Genomic DNA, 16956 nt, shown 5'->3' on the forward strand with positions numbered 1-16956 from the left:
TTAACAAAAATCACCTCAGCTTTCCCTCGGTTTTTCCCCGGTTTTCCGCATACATTTCGCACTTTTCCCGGTTTTCCGCATACATTTCGCGCTTTTCCCGGTTCCGGCACTTTTTATACGATTTTCCGCATACATTTACGCCGGGGGCGCTCGCAAAAGCAAAATGTATGCGGTTCTATGCGAATTACTGTATATCTAAAAACCAGGGGCTGTCCGCAAAGCTGCTTTTTTAGTACGACATCTTAAAAAGTCAAACACCCAAGGATGCTGTTGAATCAACATTCTTGGGTGTTTAATTATGACACCTTGATTTGGAGAGGACCTATTAGACGGTCCCTTTAATTTCGATAAAAAGGACTTTCGTAATATCAGGTTCCCAGGATTTCTGGTTCGATTTCTGGTTCCATTTTCTCGTTCGATTCTCTAGTTGGATTTTCTGGTTCGATTTTCTCGTTGGACATTTGGGACAGCCCTTGTAGACTTTCGGATTATTTCAGCAAATTAGCCGGAAGGAAGCCTAATTCCTCAACTTTTTCGTTCTGGAACTCATCGCTCATGATAAAGTCCAGAAACTCCTTGACCACGCCGGTAGGTTCACCTTTGGTGTACATACGCTCCAAGCCATAGATTTTGTAGGTCCCGTCCTGAATCGTTTCTTTGGAAAAGCCTACTCCATCCAGCTTCAGAGCTTTAATGTTGTCGTTCAAATATGGGGTGTCCACATAGCCGATCGCTCCCGCAGTTGAAGCTACAGCTTGAGCAACCGTCTGACTCGATTCCTGGGTGATTCCTTCATTGGAGAAATCACGGCCGTTCATAACAAGCTCCTGAATGATTTTGCGGGAGCCTGAGCTGTCTTGACGATGAATGAGCACAATCGGCTGATCTTGTCCCCCGACTTCACTCCAATTTGTAATTTCTCCAGCGAAAATAGCGATTGCCTGCTCTTGGGTCAAATCATCTACCTGCACATCTTTATTTACAATTAATGCAAAAGGTGCGATAGCAACGATATGCTCAACGAGCTGATCCTTGAATTCATCCGCGGCAGGCACGTCCGAGTTCCCGATATCCGAGGTTCCGTCCGCAACATTCTTCACTCCGGTTCCCGAACCGCCGCCCGTTACATTGATCGTCACTTGTTGATGCAAATCCATGAACTCTTCCGCAGCCAGATTCACAAGAGGCAGCAGCGCCGTGGAACCCGATGCCGTAACGGTACCGGAGAGCTCTGTTTTCGGCTCCTCGCTTGGCGGTTGCTCGGTACCCGCGCCTCCTTGAGTGTTTCCTTCATTTGGGGTAGCAGAACCACCGCCGCCGCCACCATTTCCTCCAGCAGCTCCACAGCCGGCCAGCAGAACAATGCTAAGGATTGCGGTTAAAACAAATCTCAGTTTAGGTATCTGTCTAAGCATGTGTTGAATCCTCCCTTTTTTCGCTTCCTATTTGCAATCTCTTTCATCGGTACGTATTCATCTTAGCAGGACATTGTTAATGTTAAGTTCGTGTAACGTAAACCGAATGTAAAAATTGAAAAATAGATTATGCCCCTTTGCAGACTTTGATTAAACAGTCAAGCCCATTTTTCCGGGCGTTTGAACCTATGCCCAGAATCAATCATAGGATGGGGTAAAAAAATAAAACCTGGGAGGAAATTGTCATGTCACAAGTGCATCAAACCGAGCTTGTCGAAACAAGCGAACAGGAGGTGAGAAGACCTCCGTTCTATCCTTATCCTTTTGCCCCCTTTCCATATCCGTATCCCTTTTTCCCAAGAAGATTTTTCCCATTCTTCTTCCTTTCGCCTTTCTTGTTCCCATTCTTCCGGGAGGACGACGAGCGCAATGTCGACTTTTACACCCACCACAGCTGCAAAGAAGGAGACACTCTGGATACGTTAGCGGAGCAGTATAATGTTCCTAAGCCAGTCATGAGTGCTCTTAATCCACATATTCAAAAATCAGGGGCTCTGAAGGCTGGAGAAAAAGTAGGCATTCCCAAGCTCCATAACATGTACTGCCAAACCTTCTATCGGGAGGACGAATCCCAATTGGAATCGTTTGATGCCGCTAAGCCAGGTGCTTTGAACGTTTCTCCGAAGGGCACAGCCGGCATGCTGGAAGCATACGAATCTCATAAATCTCCCGGCTTCGCAAGCACTGCAAATATGGCTAATATGCCTAACGTCCAGGGCTTGCAGGCTTATCCGAATCTGCCCAACCAGCCAGGCGTGCAGGGGCTTCAAGCTTTCCCGAATTTGCCCAACCAGCCAGGCGTGCAGGGGCTTCAAGCTTTCCCGAATTTGCCCAACGAGCCAGGCGTGCAGGGGCTTCAAGCTTATCCGAATTTGCCCAACGAGCCAGGCGTGCAGGGGCTTCAAGCTTATCCGAATTTGCCCAACCAGCCGGGCGCGCAGGGGCTTCAAGCTTATCCGAATCTGCCCAACCAGCCAGGCGTGCAGGGGCTTCAAGCTTATCCGAATTTGCCCAACCAGCCAGGCGTGCAGGGGCTTCAAGCTTTCCCGAATCTGCCCAACCAGCCGGGTGTGCAGGGGCTTCAAGCTTTCCCGAATCTGCCCAACCAGCCAGGCGTGCAGGGGCTTCAAGCCTTCGCTAACACGCCTAATGCGGATTTTATGCGCTATCCGGGATTGCAAAGCTTGGAGGCACCGGAATTCAGCGCTAATTACGCACCTATGCCGCTGGCTCCGCACGAATTTTCCAATATGGCCACTTCCAATATGGCCAGCTTTCCAAATTCGCTAGAAAACTGGCAGGCGGACTAAGTATAACCTCTAGCGGTAACTTTTCATGGCAAGCGGAAAGCGAGTTTTCGGATATCGAAACTTTTACTTTCTAATGGGGTAAAAAAAAGCTGATCCCAGATCATGCTTCCATGATCTTAGGATCAGCTTTTTGCTTTTCTCGCTTTATTATCAGGCTTTATTACCGTCATTACCAGGCTTTACTTACCAGGTATTATTAAGGACCTTATTAAAGACCTTATTACGGACCTTATTACGGACTTTATTACCAGCCTCTTTAACTCACTTTATTACGGACTTTATTACCGGGTTTTATAACTTTGGCGCCAGCCTATTGTGTGGGCGAATGTCCGGCCGGAAATATTATTCATTGAAATAAATCGCTTTGCCCGTTCTCGAAGATTCGTAGATCGCCTCTAAAATTTCCGATACGACAAGCGCCTGCTCAGGCGTAACGACAGGGTCGGTATCATTAAGGATGGCGTTAATCCATGAGCGGGCTTCCAGCACGGCATCGTTCTCTTCTTTGGAATCGTAGAAAGCCACGCCTTTGCCGCCAAGCTGAACCTGGGTTTGATACAGCTTGCCGTGCTTTTCTCCATTGATTCGGAGTCCGTCCAGCATATCAGCCCCGCCTTCCGTGCCGCAGAGCGTTACTTTGGCTTCGCCATCCTGCAGCGTATTCAGCGCCCAGCTTGATTCCAGAACGATAGTTGCCCCGTTCTCCATCGTAATCATTCCGAATGCGGAATCTTCAACCGTGAACTTGCTCGGATCCCAAGGCCCCCATGCATTGGCTGCATTTTCCTTCTGGGAAAGCTTATGGAAGGCTGTACCCAGCACTACCTTCGGCTTGTAGTTGTTCATCATCCACAGCGTCAAATCAAGCGCGTGGGTTCCTATATCGATGAGCGGACCTCCGCCCTGTTTATCCTCATCCAGGAACACTCCCCAGGTCGGTACTGCACGGCGGCGCAAAGCATGAGCTTTGGCATAATAAATTTCACCCAATTCTCCATCAGCGCATAGTTTTTGCAAGTAAAGGGAATCCTGGCGAAAACGGTTATTGTAACCGATAGTCAGCTTTTTACCCGTACGCTTCGCAGCTTCCAGCATACGGCGGGCATCTGATGCTGTTTTGGCCATTGGCTTCTCGCACATTACATGCTTGCCTGCCTCAAGGGCCGCTATGGAAATTTCCGCATGAGAATCGTTAGGTGTACAAACATGCACTACATCAATAGACCCGTCCTGCAGCAGCTCCTTGTAGTCTTCATACACTTTGGCTCCTTCGCTTCCATATTCTTGAGCAGCTTTATGAGCACGCTCTGGAATTATGTCACAAAATGCAGTCATCTCCACGGAGTCAATTTTGGAAAGGGCTTTCAAATGTTTGCCGTTAGCTATGCCTCCACAACCAATAATGGCTACTTTCAGTTTTTTGGTCATTGTTTACTCCTCCTATACCTCCATTGATTTCCGGTACCATTCTGTTTCTTCATAGTCATTCCTCTTTAGTATAGCATTGCCTATAAAAAAATGGAGGTCTTAATTTTGCACCCACCCTAAGAATAAAAGGCTAGGCGGGGGTATATATATACATAAAAATGCCAGGACAGAACCATCAATAATAAAGAGGTGTTGCTATGTCTGACCTGCCTTCTAACCGGTCGTCCTCATCGGTCCCTCAGCCCATTCGGCGTGACGGAGCAGGGGGACCCGACCTTGGTCCCCGCAATATCGCGAGAGATTTGCAAAACCCTGATATGCTTGTCCCCCCGGTGACGGATGCAGGACTCATTCCCAATCTCAAATTCTCATTCTCCGATACGCATATGCAATTAAATCACGGCGGCTGGTCCAGGGAAATCACAGTACGGGATTTGCCAGTTGCAACAACACTGGCCGGTGTGAATATGAGCTTGACGCCTGGCGGAGTAAGAGAGCTGCATTGGCATCAGCAAGCGGAATGGTCCTTCATGCTGCTCGGTCGGGCGAGAATCACCGCTGTCGATCAATATGGGCGCAATTTTATAGCTGACGTTGGTCCGGGAGATCTGTGGTATTTTCCGCCCGGTATTCCCCACTCTATTCAAGGGCTCGAGGAAGGCTGTGAATTTTTACTCGTTTTTGATGATGGTCACTTCTCCGATCTTAATACGCTGTCCATATCCGATTGGTTTGCTCATACGCCAAGGGAAGTACTCTCCGCCAATTTTGGCGTACCGGAGAGCGCATTTAGACATATCCCTGCGGAACAAGTGTACATTTATCAAGACGAAATACCTGGCCCCCTATCATCTCAACAAATAACCTCTCCTTATGGTCAGGTTCCACTGAGCTTCAAGTACTCCTTGCTGGCCCAGCAGCCGCTCGAAACACCCGGCGGAAGCGTTCGGATTGTCGATTCCAGCAATTTTCCAATATCCAAAACAGTGGCAGCGGCTCTTGTTGAAATTAAACCGGGAGGGATGCGCGAGCTCCATTGGCATCCGAATAATGATGAATGGCAGTATTATTTGACCGGGCAAGGCCGCATGACCGTATTTGCAGGGAATGGCGCTGCAAGGACTTTTAATTATCGAGCAGGAGATGTCGGTTACGTTCCATTCGCCTTTGGCCACTATATTCAAAACACAGGCACCGACTCCCTTTGGTTTCTGGAAATGTTCAAAAGCGACCGGTTCCAGGACGTCTCTCTTAACCAATGGATGGCCTTAACCCCCCGAGAATTGATCAGCAGCAACCTTCATGTGGACTCCGAGCTGATCGATAAATTGCGCAAACAGAAATGGCCTGTAGTCAAATATCCCGGCTACTCTTATCCGCCAAGGTAGCGCAATATTTCCATCCCCTTTGCTGATTTTGTTTCTCCATCCGCTAAAGTCCCCATCTCCTTCCACTGAAAAAGGAATGCCCGGGGTTCCTGGCATTCCTTTACTTGCACATGCGCATTTGGCTTTATTCCGATTTCAACGATGTATAGGCCAACCGCTTTAAGACAAGGCTATGCGCCGTTTCTCCTCATGAGCCTTGAACAATGCATCCGATATGTTCATTTGCTGCACCGCATCCTCTACCGAGTAGGAGAGCGGCTTGTTGTTTAATATTGCTGCGGAAAAATTCTCAACCTGTGAAATGTACGCCTGAACCCGGTCTGAAATCCACTTTTGCGTATGTCCGCCATACTCGGCAATGATGGTCACACTGTTGGGCTCGATTACAGAACGCACAGACATTCTCCCTTTAGTTCCATAGAGCTCGAAGCTTGAACCATTCATCATATCGAGCGCGGCGCTGCAGTGGGCTACTCTGTTACCCGGGTAATACAAGGTCCCGACAAAACGGGAATCGACTCCTGTTTTCGCAAAAGTCAGTCTGCAGTCAACCTCTTCCGGCTCCGCCTGCATATAATAACGGCTCCAGGCTATCGGATAACAGCCCAGATCATATAAAGCTCCGCCTCCCCATTCCCGAATCCAGCGCGTGCTGTCAGGCGGCGCCATGAACGAAAAATGCCCGCACATGACTCCAATCTCGCCGATAACTCCTTCACGCAGGATCGAATGAATGGCGGAATACGCTTCCTGATGACGCCAAGCATGGGCCTCCATAATTTGAGCTCCGCTGCGCTTCGCGGCCTCCATGATTTCCAGCGCTTCACCCTTGTTCAGGGTAAACGGCTTTTCCAGCAGCACATGCTTGCCTGCTTCCAAAGCTTTGATCGCCCACTCCTTATGCAGATGATTCAGCAGGGCAATATACACCGCATCAATTTCGGGATCATCGATTAAATCCTGGTATTGGCTGTACTTAGGAGGCAAGCCATATTTCATTGAAGCTTCCTTGCTGCTGTCTTCATTGCGGCCCGCTATGCCAATCCACTCGCTGTTGTCCGCGTTATGAATCGCTAGTCCAGCCTTGGAAATAATTTTGCCCGTTCCGAGAACACCCCATCGCAATTTACGCATCCGTTCCACCTCTCTCCAAAAAGATTGAACTATTTGCTGAGCCCTATAAAGAGAACCAATGTTCCGCCCGCATACATGCTCAGCTATCCTTTTTCGATTTGTCCAGCAGCTTGTAGCCGACCCCGCGTATGGATTCTATTTGCACGGATTGCTGGTTCATTTCCAGCTTCTTGCGAAGTGAACTCACATGGACGTCCACCGTCCGCTGTCCGCCAATGTAATCGAATCCCCAGACGACATTCATCAATTCATCGCGAGTAATGACGGCTCCCTTTCTTTTAATCAGGTATAGCAGTACTTCAAACTCCTTGGGACGAAGAGCTATCGATTCTCCGTGCAGAATGACTTCATATTTTTCCGGGTAAACCTTCAATTCCCCGATACGAATAACCTGCTCGTCGTCTTCTCTTTCCAGGGTGTCTCCGTCCGCGACAGCTCTTCTCAGCACCGCTCCAACCCGGGCCAGCAGCTCAGCAACGCCAAATGGTTTTGTGATGTAGTCATCGGCACCGTGCTTCAGGCCCTGTACGATTTCCTCCTCCGCATTACGGGCCGTCAGCACAATAACAGGCGTCTGATTACCGTTGCGCCGCAGCTTCTCCAGTACCTCGAAGCCATTCATGCCCGGAAGCATAATATCGAGCAGAATCAAATCGTAATGATGCTGCAATGCCATCTTCAGGCCTTCCCCGCCATGCTCGGCCACCTGGACATCGTAACCTTCCTGGGCCAAATTATAGGATAACAGCTTGGCCAGCGTAGGCTCATCTTCTATTATTAATAATTTATGTGTCAATAGAAACCCATCCCTTATCTAAAACTGTCTATACTCCAGCAGGTAAAGCGGCGCGGCCGGTCACCCATAAGTCTATTGTTGCATAAACCGCTGGTTATGAATAGTCAGTTATTTCTTGTATAACGGGAAGTTCGATAATAAAGACAGATCCGGCCCCCAATTCACTTTCCACCCGGATGCTGCCATGATGAAGCTCCGTCAAATGCTTGACAATCGAGAGGCCAAGCCCCGTTCCTCCCGAACTTCGTGATCTCGCTTTATCAACGCGATAGAACCTTTCAAAGATGCGCGGCAGATCTTTCTTCGGTATCCCCATTCCCGTATCCGCAATGGTGATCCTCACTTTTTCCGGATCGCCTGCAGGATCCTCGACCGGGTAAGCTTCGATGCGGACACTGCCCCCTTCCGGGGTATAGGCTACCCCATTGGATAACAGGTTGACAATAATTTGCCGCATGCGGTCTTCGTCCGCCTCTATAAACAGACCGGAAGCCACCTCGGCCGTCACCTCTATATTTTTTTGCGGGCCTCCGCATTCATAAGGTGAACCGTCTGTCCGATCATTTGCTCCAGATCTACCGGAGAAAAATGCAGCGGCTCCCGCTTGGATTCAATTTTCGACAGCTCCAGCAGGTCCCCGATAATCCGGTTGATTCTTTCGCTTTCATCATGAATGATTTGCAGAAAGGAATTTGCCGTTTCCCGGTCATTGACCGCACCGGCAAGCAGCGTCTCGGCAAAGCCTTTGACCGATGCAACAGGCGTTTTCAGCTCATGGGACACATTCGCCACAAATTCGCTCCGCATCCGTTCCAGTCTCCTGACAGCAGTCAGGTTATGCAGTACGACCAGCACCCCGTAGCCTTCTTCTTGAAAATCAGGCAGCGGATTTATGCTGACATCAAGAATAGCCTCTTCCGGATAGTGTACCGTTAATTCGCTCTGAATGGATTCTTGATTGGCCAGACAAAGCTGAATTTTCTGGAGCAGCTCCTGGGGAAGCTCAACATGCTTGTACGGCCGGCCAATGACTTCACGTGATGAAATGCCAAAGATGCCTTCCCCCGAACGGTTGACCAGCACCACATTGCCGTGGCGATCAATCATCATTACCCCGCTGTGCATATTGTCCAGCACCCGCTTCAGGCGGCTCTCATTCTGCCGGGTCTGCTCCACTTGCTTCTGCAAACTGTCAGCCATCGTATTGATAGCCTTGCCTAATTGCCTGATCTCGTCCATTCCTTGTCTTTCGATACGGACTTGTGAATTATGATGAGTGATTTGTCTGGCAACCTTCGTCATTTGCTCAAGCGGCGCTGTCAATTGATTTGCGGAACGATTAGCGAAGTACATAGCTGCAGCTAAAAAAAGGATAAGTCCGGTAATAATAAAGAACCAGAGCTCATTCAAGGGAGGGTGGAAATCCTCCGTTTCCCTGGCTATTCTTATATATCCTTCAGGTGCTTGAGCATTACCGATGGCAGCAGCGGCGAACAGGATATCCTGGCCTGTACGGTGATTCATCCGTGAAGCAAAGCCCACTCCCTCATTGATCGCCTGCTGAATTTCCTCATGCTTTAACGGGCCGTCACCTGTACCGGAAATCCCTTCCGAATCAAAAAGCACCCGGCCATCAGCCAGCATCCAGGTTATTCTCGCTTCGATAGCCTGAGCCACCTTCTGCAAATAGGCGAGGAGCTCTGGATTTGCATCTCCAGCGTCCACATTCTGTCCTTCAAGCAGCACCCGAAAAATGGACAGCTCCTGCTCCATATGGGTTCGCTCCGCTTCCATTGCCTTGTCTTTTAGCCATTCGGCAGCCACTGCCCCTGTCAGAATCGAGGATAAGAAAACGAGAACGAGTACCATTAACGTGAGCTTCTTTTTGTAAGAATTCATATTCGGCTCCTTAATCAGAATGATACGGCGATGAGGTATTATAACCACTTCAACGGTTAAAAACCGGGGACAAAGGCAGGCGCTTCGCTTCTCCTGTCTCCCTCTTCCCCTCCACTTCTGCACAGTTATGATCGCAAGCACTTATTCCTGGTTTGAGCCCGTTTTTCAACACCCAATTCTTATTGCCTTCTCAGCCGCTGGATAACCTGCAGGCTCATTTTCAGTTCTATCGTAACCTGTAGCTCCCGAGAAATCCACCGAAGACCGCTATAGTTTTTTTAAGAAATTGTAAAGAAATCCTGGCTCTGTCCTTTCATGCCCAGATCCAGGCGTCCTTTGTTTGACTGTTCTCCCGGCTGTTTGGCTGTCATTTCACTTTGCATACCGAGAAGGTCCGCTGAGATCATTCCATGGCGTGGTAATCGCACTCGTGACGAGGTATAATGGAACATACGCTGACCCTTCGTCTGCCCAATAGCTTTTAACCTTCTGGCAATAACCGAATTCATTATTTTTGAAGTAGTATTTTGCATTCAAGATTATTTTATTAAGGAGTTACATCATGCTGCTGCGTATTATGATAAGTGGCCTGGTAATCGCCATGACCTGCTTTGCCGCCCTTCATTCGGGTATGGACAACTACAAGACCGGTCAATGGCATCGCGATCAGGTCGCTGTCCTTATGTATCATCATCTTCACTCTGTAGATGAAAGCTCTAGCACGATTACACCGGAACGGTTCGAGGCCCAATTAACCTATTTGCTGGAGCAGGGGTATGCATTCATCACTTTGGATGATTTCCGCAGCTATTTAGATGGAGGAACCGTCCCGGACAATGCTTTGCTGGTCACCTTTGATGACGGCTATGAAAGCTTTTATACCGAAGGCTTTCCTATTCTCGAGAAGCTGGGCATACCGGCTGTTAATTTCGCCATTACCCAGGATACTTTGAATCCGAATGCCAGCTATATTCCCTATATGTCGGAGGCTCAAATCACTGAGCTCAAGGGAATAGCCCCGCAGCTCATTGAGATTCAATGCCATACTCATGCTCTGCATAATAAGCTTGGGGATGATGCGCTGCTTACGACTCGTTTGCCATTGGAGTCGGGCCAGGAAAGCGACGCGGAGTACCACCAGCGTATCGTTCAGGATACCCGAACCTGTTTTTCCATACTCGAAGCAGCCAATGCCGGGCCTGTTGATGCTTTCGCTTATCCTTTCGGTATTTATAGTAAAGACGCGATCCAGGCTATTCAGGAAGGCGGCGTTCGCTACGCATTCACAATAGCGCCTGGAATGGCGACCCGTTCTACGAACCGCTATGCTATTCCAAGAATTAATGCAGGAAATCCTAAGATCACCCCTGAATATCTCCATAAAGCAATCCAGCGCAGAGCGCGTCCGTAAACTCATAGAAGCTGTGCGCTTCTTCTAGACAGGGGCGGGGAAGGGAGGTTGAATGGTGAGTCAATATCATTTTTTAGCGTATCTGTACCGTCTTCGTTACATTAAACGATGGAGCCTGATGCGCAATATGGTCAGCGAAAATGTGGCCGAGCACTCCTACCACGTCGCTCTGCTGACCCATGTCTTATGTACGATCGGCAATGAGATATACGGTCGCCATTACGATACCGATCGGGCCGTATCTATGGCGCTTTTCCATGATGCAACCGAGGTATTTACGGGAGATATTCCGACCCCGGTCAAGCATCAAAATAAGGACATCCTCTCCAATTTCCGGGAAATTGAACATACCGCTGCGCACAAGCTTTTGGATATGGTGCCGGAGGAATTGGCATCCGTTTATAAGCAAATGGTGGGCATTCCGCTTGCAAACGGGGAAGACGATGCTAATGCTCATAGGCTGCGAACGATCATCAAGGCAGCCGATCAACTGGACGCATTCATTAAATGTACGATGGAGCTATCTGCAGGCAACCGGGAATTTGCAGTCGCCAAGAATCAAATTGGCGAAGCTCTACAGCGGATGGAGCTGCAGGAAGTCGATTATTTCCTAACCCATTTTGCCCCGAGCCTCGAAAAAACGCTGGATGAACTGTCCGACTGAACGGACTGGCCAACCAGCGTTTTATTTTTCCCTTGCTTTATCCCTTGCTTTAGCTTACAACTTGCTTCTTTTGCTTGCGCCAAGCGTTCAGTTTGCGGCTGAATCGGTCCCAATCAGTTAAATCCACTTCCCGGCCCTGCTTCTGTTGATCCTTTATAAAGTCGTTCAATTCCTGCAAATCAGAAGTTATGGCGGATGAGCGATTTCTCGATCTACAGGTTACCGTTAATGTCATGACCCGTTTCACCTCGATGTTATTAAATGAATACGTATTTGTATTAACCTACTCATCTTTAATTGAAACGTCCGGGCTAAAACTAATCCCAAGCTCATCATGATCTCGGCTATAAGTCAAAAAACGCAAGCTCCAGGGGCTTGTACAAGGTACTTGCCTTATCCTAGAGCTTGCGCTTCTATCGCTTAAAAAATATTATCCTTGCAGCACTTTAATAACACTGCGGACGGAATCCGCCGACTTATCGAGCGCCGCTTTTTCCTCGACAGTCAGCTCCAGCTCGAATACTTTTTCAATGCCGTCGCCGCCAAGCAAAGTAGGCACACCGAGGAATAAATCCTTGTAGCCGTATTCTCCCTCCAGCAAGGCGATGGAAGGGAGTACCCGCTTCTTGTCTTTAAGAATGGCTTCCGCCATCTGAACCAGAGAAGCAGCCGGGGCGTAATACGCACTGCCGTTTCCTAGCAGGTTAACGATCTCACCGCCGCCTGTGCGGGTTCTTTGCACAATCGCTTCAATGCGGTCAGCGGGAATCAATTTTTCGATGGGAATTCCGCCTACATTGGAGTAGCGGACGAGCGGAACCATATCATCGCCATGACCGCCAAGCACAAAGCCGCGTACATCCTCCACAGATACATTCAATTCCTGGGCAATAAAGGTACAATAGCGAGCCGTATCCAGTATACCGGATTGACCGATGACACGATTCTTAGGAAAGCCTAAAGTTTGATAGGCCACATAAGTCATCGCATCGACCGGATTACTCAGAATGATGACGATGCTATCCGGACTGAACGTCTTGACATTCTCACAAACCGATTTCATAATGCCCGCATTGGTATTCACCAAATCATCGCGGCTCATTCCCGGCTTGCGCGCTATGCCCGCTGTAATAATGACAATATCGGAATTGGCAGTATCCTCATAATTCGCTGTACCGATAATGTTGCTGTCAAAGCCTTGGACAGGGCTTGCTTCCAGCATGTCCAGCGCCTTCCCCTTTGTCGGGTTCTCCAGTTGAGGAATGTCCAGTAAAACAACATCGCCTAGTTCCTTCTGGCCAATCATTAATGCGGTAGTCGCTCCGGTAAATCCTGCTCCGATAACTGAAATTTTGTTGCGGCGTATACCCATTGCTAACCATTCCTTTCTTGTTGGAGGCTTGTCTCTGGGAATCTTCGAAGCTGTGCTAAAGCTGCAAGCTTATTCCATATTTTTGATGACTTCGTCGGCAAATTCGGAGCATTTCACTTCAGTTGCTCCATCCATCAAGCGAGCAAAGTCGTAAGTAACGGTTTTGTTGTTAATGGATTGTCCCATACCTTTATAAATGAGGTCAGCCGCTTCCTGCCAGCCCAAATGCTCGAGCATCATTACACCGGACAAAATAACGGATCCAGGGTTAACTACGTCTTTGTCAGCATATTTAGGTGCAGTTCCGTGAGTCGCCTCAAAAATGGCGTGACCCGTTTGATAGTTAATATTGGCTCCAGGTGCGATACCTATACCACCTACTTGCGCAGCAAGCGCGTCGGACAGGTAGTCACCGTTCAAGTTCAGGGTCGCAATGACATCGAAGTCAGAAGAGCGAGTCAGCACCTGCTGCAGAGCGATATCGGCGATGGCGTCTTTAATAATGATTTTGCCTGCATCTTCAGCTGCTTTTTGAGCTGCGTTAGCTGCATCAGTACCTTGCTCTTCTTTAATTTTGTCATATTGAGCCCAAGTAAATACCTTATCACCGAACTCTTTTTCAGCCAGCTCATAACCCCAGTTTTTAAAGGCTCCTTCTGTAAATTTCATAATGTTGCCTTTGTGTACCAGGGTTACGCTCTTACGGTTATGCTTCAGAGCATACTCGATAGCAGCGCGGATCAAGCGGGAAGAACCTTCCTTGGAAACGGGCTTGATTCCGATACCGGAAGTTTCAGGGAAACGGATTTTGTTAACTTTCATTTCTTTTTGCAGGAATTCGATCACTTTCTTAACTTCTTCGCTGCCTTCCTGATACTCGATACCCGCATAAATATCCTCTGTGTTTTCGCGGAAAATAACCATGTCTACCAGTTCAGGGCGTTTAACCGGGGAAGGCACACCTTCAAAATAGCGGACCGGACGAAGACAAACGTAGAGGTCCAGCTCCTGGCGCAGAGCAACGTTCAAGGAACGAATACCGCCGCCGATTGGAGTAGTGAGAGGACCCTTGATCGCAACGATGTACTCGCGAATAGCGGTCAGAGTGTCTGCAGGCAGCCAGTCATTGAACTGGTTGAATGCCTTTTCGCCGGCGAATACTTCATACCATGCAATTTTTTTCTCGCCTTTGTAAGCTTTGTCTACCGCTGCATCTAGAACGCGCTTGGATGCTCTCCAAATATCACGGCCTGTTCCGTCTCCTTCGATAAATGGGATAATCGGGTTGTTAGGCACGTTGAGAACGCCGTCATTAATCGTAATTTTTTCCCCTTCGGTTGGCAAAGCATACTTTTCAAATTGAGCCATAAGCTAAAACTCCTCCTTGAAATATAGTAAGTTAGATTGGCTATAGCAATAAACTATAGAAACACACAAAGACAAACGGGTGTGCGGAAAGCTTCCGAACGGCCCGTTAGTCCGCGGCAATCAGCAAGGCTGCTGGTGTCAAACATGTTACAAGCTTGCGATGACTTATCGCTTTTCAATAGGTACGTAAGCCTGGCTGGAAGGTCCCGTATATTCGGCGCGAGGACGAATGAGACGGTTGTTCTCATACTGCTCCAGAATATGAGCGGTCCAACCGGACATGCGGCTGATCGCAAAGATTGGAGTAAACAAATCTCTCGGTATTTTCAGAGAAGTGTAAACCGATGCGGAATAGAAATCTACATTCGGCTTGAGACCTTTTAGATTGGTGACAAGCTCTTCAATTTGAACGGACATATTGTACCAGTTCATATTGTTCGTAATTTTGCCCAGCTCTTTGGACATCTTCATTAGATGCTTAGCGCGAGGATCTCCGTTCTTGTAAACGCGATGGCCAAAGCCCATAAGCTTCTCCTTGTTATCCAGCTTCTTCTTCACGTAAGCTTCAACCTGGTCCGGCGTTCCGATCTCCTCAAGCATAACCATAACCGCTTCATTTGCTCCTCCGTGAAGAGGACCTTTCAAAGCTCCGATAGCGGAGGTAACCCCGGAATAAATATCGGATAGGGTTGCAACCGTTACCCGCGCCGCGAAGGTGGAAGCATTCAGCTCATGATCAGCATGCAGGACAAGAGCTTTGTCCATAGCTTCAACGGCTATTGGCTCAGGCGTCTCGCCAGTAAGCATGTATAAGAAGTTTTCCGCGATGGATACCCCGGATTTAGGCGAAATCGGTTCCTTGCCTTCACGAATTCTGGCAAAAGCCGCTACGATTGTAGAGGTTTGGGCCTGCAGGCGAATCGCTTTGCGGATGTTCGCTTCGGGACTCATATCATTAGCTTCTTTATCAAACAAAGCCAGGCTGGAGACGGTCGAACGGAGCGCAGCCATCGGATTGGTGTCTGCAGGATAGCTCTTTATTTGATCGATCACTTGCTCAGGAACAGCACTGTTCGCTTCCAGATCCTTATGTAGCTGATCCAGCTCCGATTGAGTAGGAAGCTTGCCATACCAGAGCAAGTAGACGACTTCTTCAAAGGTGGCATTTTCAGCCAAATCATCAATATTGATGCCACGATAAGTCAACGTGCCATCAATAATAGAGCTTATCGATGAAGTTGTCGCGACAATTCCTTCTAGCCCTTTAGTCGCAGTCATCTGTTTATCTCTCCTTCTGCCATAAAATTTTTATTTCACATAGGATGGTATTTAGTTACTACATTTTATCATAATGGATTTCAGTTAAGAAGGAAACAGCAGAACCATAAAACAATATTATCACAATCATAAAGTTTTTTATCCGCTGCTCTTCACTTAGTTTCTAATTAGGCCTTAACGCCTGACAAAAAACATAAAATTTCCACGGCTCATCATCCGCTCAATTAAGCGGTACAGAACCCGTTTAGGCAAATTTCTAGTAAAGGGAAGGAGGAGGAAAATCCCCACAATGTCGGTAAAAAAGCCAGGCGCAATCAATAGTATGCCCCCGATAAAAATACAAATACCGTCCAGAATGGCGGCGGTCGGCCTTTGCCCCATGGAAGCCTGCTGCTGCGCATACTGCCAAACCCGCCGGCCCTCCCGTTTCGCCCAGTACACACCAAGTAGCCCCGTAAGAATCATAAGCAGAAACGTAACACCCCCGCCGAGCCAACGGCTGACGGTAATGATTCCCCATATTTCCAGCGCGGGAACCAGAATGATAATGGCAATCAGCCATTTACGCATCGTTATCCCTCCTCCAGGTGATGTTGCTTCAATAAAGTATAGAGCTCAGGCATGTGCTTATCCAGGCGGACAGGCTTCCACATCCGGTTGACCCATGCATGCTTGGTCCTTCCCAGAACGAGCAGCTCCCCTTCCGGCTTATCGGCTTTTTCCGAACCCAGAAACAAGGATGGAGCGGAAGATGCGGGGGATCCGGGAGTTCCGGGTGATCCGTCAGATCCGGGAGTTCCGGCAGATCCGGGAGCCCAGGGAGATGCGGAGGAAGTGGAAGAGGCGGCAGGGACCTCTTGCTGGCCATTCGCTCCTTCTGCCCTTCGAATCTCGTATAGAAAAGTCAATGAAACAGGAGCCAAAGCCATCACCCGCGTATACACCGTCACGATGTCATCATAAAAAGCAGGACGCTTGAATTGCAGCTCGGCGTCTACCAAAGGGAGAAGAAGGTCTTTCTCTTCAAGACTGCGGTAAGTGACCCCCGCCCGCCGGATCATCTCGGTTCTGCCGATTTCAAACCAATTCAAATAATTAGCATGATAGACTACGCCCATTTGGTCCGTCTCTTGATAACGAACCCGGATTTGGTGCTTTACCCATTGTGTCATGAGAACTTGCCTCCTAGAGCCGTTTACCTAGTATCTTTTGCCATTTACCTAGTATCTCTTTGCTGCTTGCCTAATATCTTTGATCGATTACCTAGTATCTCTTTTAAGAATATCATGAATACCGCCCATTTCCTAACCACTCGGGGACGTGAAGGCCCTCCTGTTCCTTATTTTGCTTCAAATCGCGGTTTTCCGGCCTTTTTGTCACAGATAAGAGCGAGGATGAGCGTTAGAAATAAAACCCTTGCTTTTTCGGCCAAA

The 16956-nt window shown here is 48.5% G+C and carries 16 protein-coding genes; 4 read left to right on the forward strand and 12 right to left on the reverse strand.

Features of this window, described 5'->3' with window-relative positions:
* Positions 1-488 precede the first annotated feature (488 nt).
* Positions 489-1415 carry a phosphate ABC transporter substrate-binding protein gene (locus tag PSHG_RS08945; protein ID WP_010272035.1) on the reverse strand — a complete coding sequence of 309 codons (927 nt, stop codon included), beginning with the start codon at positions 1413-1415 and terminating at the stop codon, positions 489-491.
* Positions 1416-1660: 245 nt separating this feature from the next.
* Between PSHG_RS08945 and PSHG_RS29270 the strand changes: the two genes are divergently transcribed.
* Complete coding sequence (locus PSHG_RS29270; RefSeq protein WP_010272037.1) at positions 1661-2785, forward strand: LysM peptidoglycan-binding domain-containing protein; 1125 nt, start codon at positions 1661-1663, stop codon at positions 2783-2785.
* 342 nt (positions 2786-3127) lie between these two features.
* Here the strand turns inward: PSHG_RS29270 and PSHG_RS08955 are convergent, their stop codons facing one another.
* The gene (locus PSHG_RS08955) at positions 3128-4213 is read right to left on the reverse strand and encodes a Gfo/Idh/MocA family protein (protein ID WP_010272039.1); all 1086 of its coding nucleotides are present in this window, start codon (positions 4211-4213) and stop codon (positions 3128-3130) included.
* Between the two features lie 197 nt (positions 4214-4410).
* On the opposite strand from PSHG_RS08955, the gene PSHG_RS08960 reads away from it, so the two are divergent.
* On the forward strand, positions 4411-5601 hold the full coding sequence (locus PSHG_RS08960) for an oxalate decarboxylase family bicupin (RefSeq protein ID WP_010272041.1): 1191 nt from the start codon (positions 4411-4413) through the stop codon (positions 5599-5601).
* A gap of 159 nt (positions 5602-5760) precedes the next feature.
* Here PSHG_RS08960 and PSHG_RS08965 read toward each other — a convergent pair whose 3' ends face one another.
* From PSHG_RS08965 to PSHG_RS27070, 4 genes are all read right to left on the reverse strand, one after another.
* Positions 5761-6735 (reverse strand): Gfo/Idh/MocA family protein, encoded by a 975-nt coding sequence (locus PSHG_RS08965; RefSeq protein ID WP_010272043.1) that lies wholly within the window; start codon positions 6733-6735, stop codon positions 5761-5763.
* Between the two features lie 79 nt (positions 6736-6814).
* Positions 6815-7531, reverse strand: coding sequence for a response regulator transcription factor (locus PSHG_RS08970; protein ID WP_010272045.1), 717 nt, complete (start codon positions 7529-7531; stop codon positions 6815-6817).
* 94 nt (positions 7532-7625) lie between these two features.
* Positions 7626-8027, reverse strand: coding sequence for a sensor histidine kinase (locus PSHG_RS31440; RefSeq protein ID WP_235782041.1), 402 nt, complete (start codon positions 8025-8027; stop codon positions 7626-7628).
* A gap of 14 nt (positions 8028-8041) precedes the next feature.
* Positions 8042-9430, reverse strand: coding sequence for a sensor histidine kinase (locus PSHG_RS27070; protein WP_235782042.1), 1389 nt, complete (start codon positions 9428-9430; stop codon positions 8042-8044).
* A gap of 562 nt (positions 9431-9992) precedes the next feature.
* Here PSHG_RS27070 and PSHG_RS08980 point away from each other — a divergent pair.
* The gene (locus PSHG_RS08980; RefSeq protein ID WP_010272048.1) at positions 9993-10841 is read left to right on the forward strand and encodes a polysaccharide deacetylase family protein; all 849 of its coding nucleotides are present in this window, start codon (positions 9993-9995) and stop codon (positions 10839-10841) included.
* Between the two features lie 52 nt (positions 10842-10893).
* Positions 10894-11505, forward strand: coding sequence for a 5'-deoxynucleotidase (yfbR, locus tag PSHG_RS08985; RefSeq protein WP_010272051.1), 612 nt, complete (start codon positions 10894-10896; stop codon positions 11503-11505).
* Between the two features lie 49 nt (positions 11506-11554).
* On the opposite strand, the gene PSHG_RS08990 is transcribed toward yfbR, so the two are convergent.
* From PSHG_RS08990 to PSHG_RS09015, 6 genes are all read right to left on the reverse strand, one after another.
* Positions 11555-11740 (reverse strand): hypothetical protein, encoded by a 186-nt coding sequence (locus tag PSHG_RS08990; RefSeq protein ID WP_010272054.1) that lies wholly within the window; start codon positions 11738-11740, stop codon positions 11555-11557.
* 195 nt (positions 11741-11935) lie between these two features.
* On the reverse strand, positions 11936-12877 hold the full coding sequence (gene mdh, locus PSHG_RS08995; RefSeq protein WP_010272056.1) for a malate dehydrogenase: 942 nt from the start codon (positions 12875-12877) through the stop codon (positions 11936-11938).
* A gap of 69 nt (positions 12878-12946) precedes the next feature.
* Positions 12947-14245 carry an NADP-dependent isocitrate dehydrogenase gene (icd, locus tag PSHG_RS09000; RefSeq protein ID WP_010272059.1) on the reverse strand — a complete coding sequence of 433 codons (1299 nt, stop codon included), beginning with the start codon at positions 14243-14245 and terminating at the stop codon, positions 12947-12949.
* Between the two features lie 165 nt (positions 14246-14410).
* Positions 14411-15523, reverse strand: a complete 1113-nt coding sequence (gene citZ, locus PSHG_RS09005; RefSeq protein ID WP_010272062.1) for a citrate synthase — start codon at positions 15521-15523, stop codon at positions 14411-14413.
* A 174-nt stretch (positions 15524-15697) separates the two neighbouring features.
* Positions 15698-16093, reverse strand: coding sequence for an FxsA family protein (locus tag PSHG_RS09010; RefSeq protein ID WP_010272064.1), 396 nt, complete (start codon positions 16091-16093; stop codon positions 15698-15700).
* A gap of 2 nt (positions 16094-16095) precedes the next feature.
* Positions 16096-16695 (reverse strand): acyl-CoA thioesterase, encoded by a 600-nt coding sequence (locus PSHG_RS09015; RefSeq protein WP_010272066.1) that lies wholly within the window; start codon positions 16693-16695, stop codon positions 16096-16098.
* Positions 16696-16956 lie beyond the last annotated feature (261 nt).

Origin of the sequence: Paenibacillus senegalensis JC66 (assembly GCF_000285515.1) — a bacterium.
Lineage (GTDB): Bacteria > Bacillota > Bacilli > Paenibacillales > NBRC-103111 > Paenibacillus_L > Paenibacillus_L senegalensis.

Coding starts and splice junctions, on each gene's coding strand:
- PSHG_RS29270 (WP_010272037.1), top strand. CDS start 1,661: ATGTCACAAGTGCATCAAACCGAGCTTGTCGAAACAAGCGAACAGGAG.
- yfbR (WP_010272051.1), top strand. CDS start 10,894: ATGGTGAGTCAATATCATTTTTTAGCGTATCTGTACCGTCTTCGTTAC.
- icd (WP_010272059.1), bottom strand. CDS start 14,245: ATGGCTCAATTTGAAAAGTATGCTTTGCCAACCGAAGGGGAAAAAATT.
- PSHG_RS08955 (WP_010272039.1), bottom strand. CDS start 4,213: ATGACCAAAAAACTGAAAGTAGCCATTATTGGTTGTGGAGGCATAGCT.
- citZ (WP_010272062.1), bottom strand. CDS start 15,523: ATGACTGCGACTAAAGGGCTAGAAGGAATTGTCGCGACAACTTCATCG.
- PSHG_RS09015 (WP_010272066.1), bottom strand. CDS start 16,695: ATGACACAATGGGTAAAGCACCAAATCCGGGTTCGTTATCAAGAGACG.
- PSHG_RS27070 (WP_235782042.1), bottom strand. CDS start 9,430: ATGAATTCTTACAAAAAGAAGCTCACGTTAATGGTACTCGTTCTCGTT.
- PSHG_RS08990 (WP_010272054.1), bottom strand. CDS start 11,740: ATGACATTAACGGTAACCTGTAGATCGAGAAATCGCTCATCCGCCATA.
- PSHG_RS08960 (WP_010272041.1), top strand. CDS start 4,411: ATGTCTGACCTGCCTTCTAACCGGTCGTCCTCATCGGTCCCTCAGCCC.
- mdh (WP_010272056.1), bottom strand. CDS start 12,877: ATGGGTATACGCCGCAACAAAATTTCAGTTATCGGAGCAGGATTTACC.
- PSHG_RS08980 (WP_010272048.1), top strand. CDS start 9,993: ATGCTGCTGCGTATTATGATAAGTGGCCTGGTAATCGCCATGACCTGC.
- PSHG_RS08965 (WP_010272043.1), bottom strand. CDS start 6,735: ATGCGTAAATTGCGATGGGGTGTTCTCGGAACGGGCAAAATTATTTCC.
- PSHG_RS08945 (WP_010272035.1), bottom strand. CDS start 1,415: ATGCTTAGACAGATACCTAAACTGAGATTTGTTTTAACCGCAATCCTT.
- PSHG_RS09010 (WP_010272064.1), bottom strand. CDS start 16,093: ATGCGTAAATGGCTGATTGCCATTATCATTCTGGTTCCCGCGCTGGAA.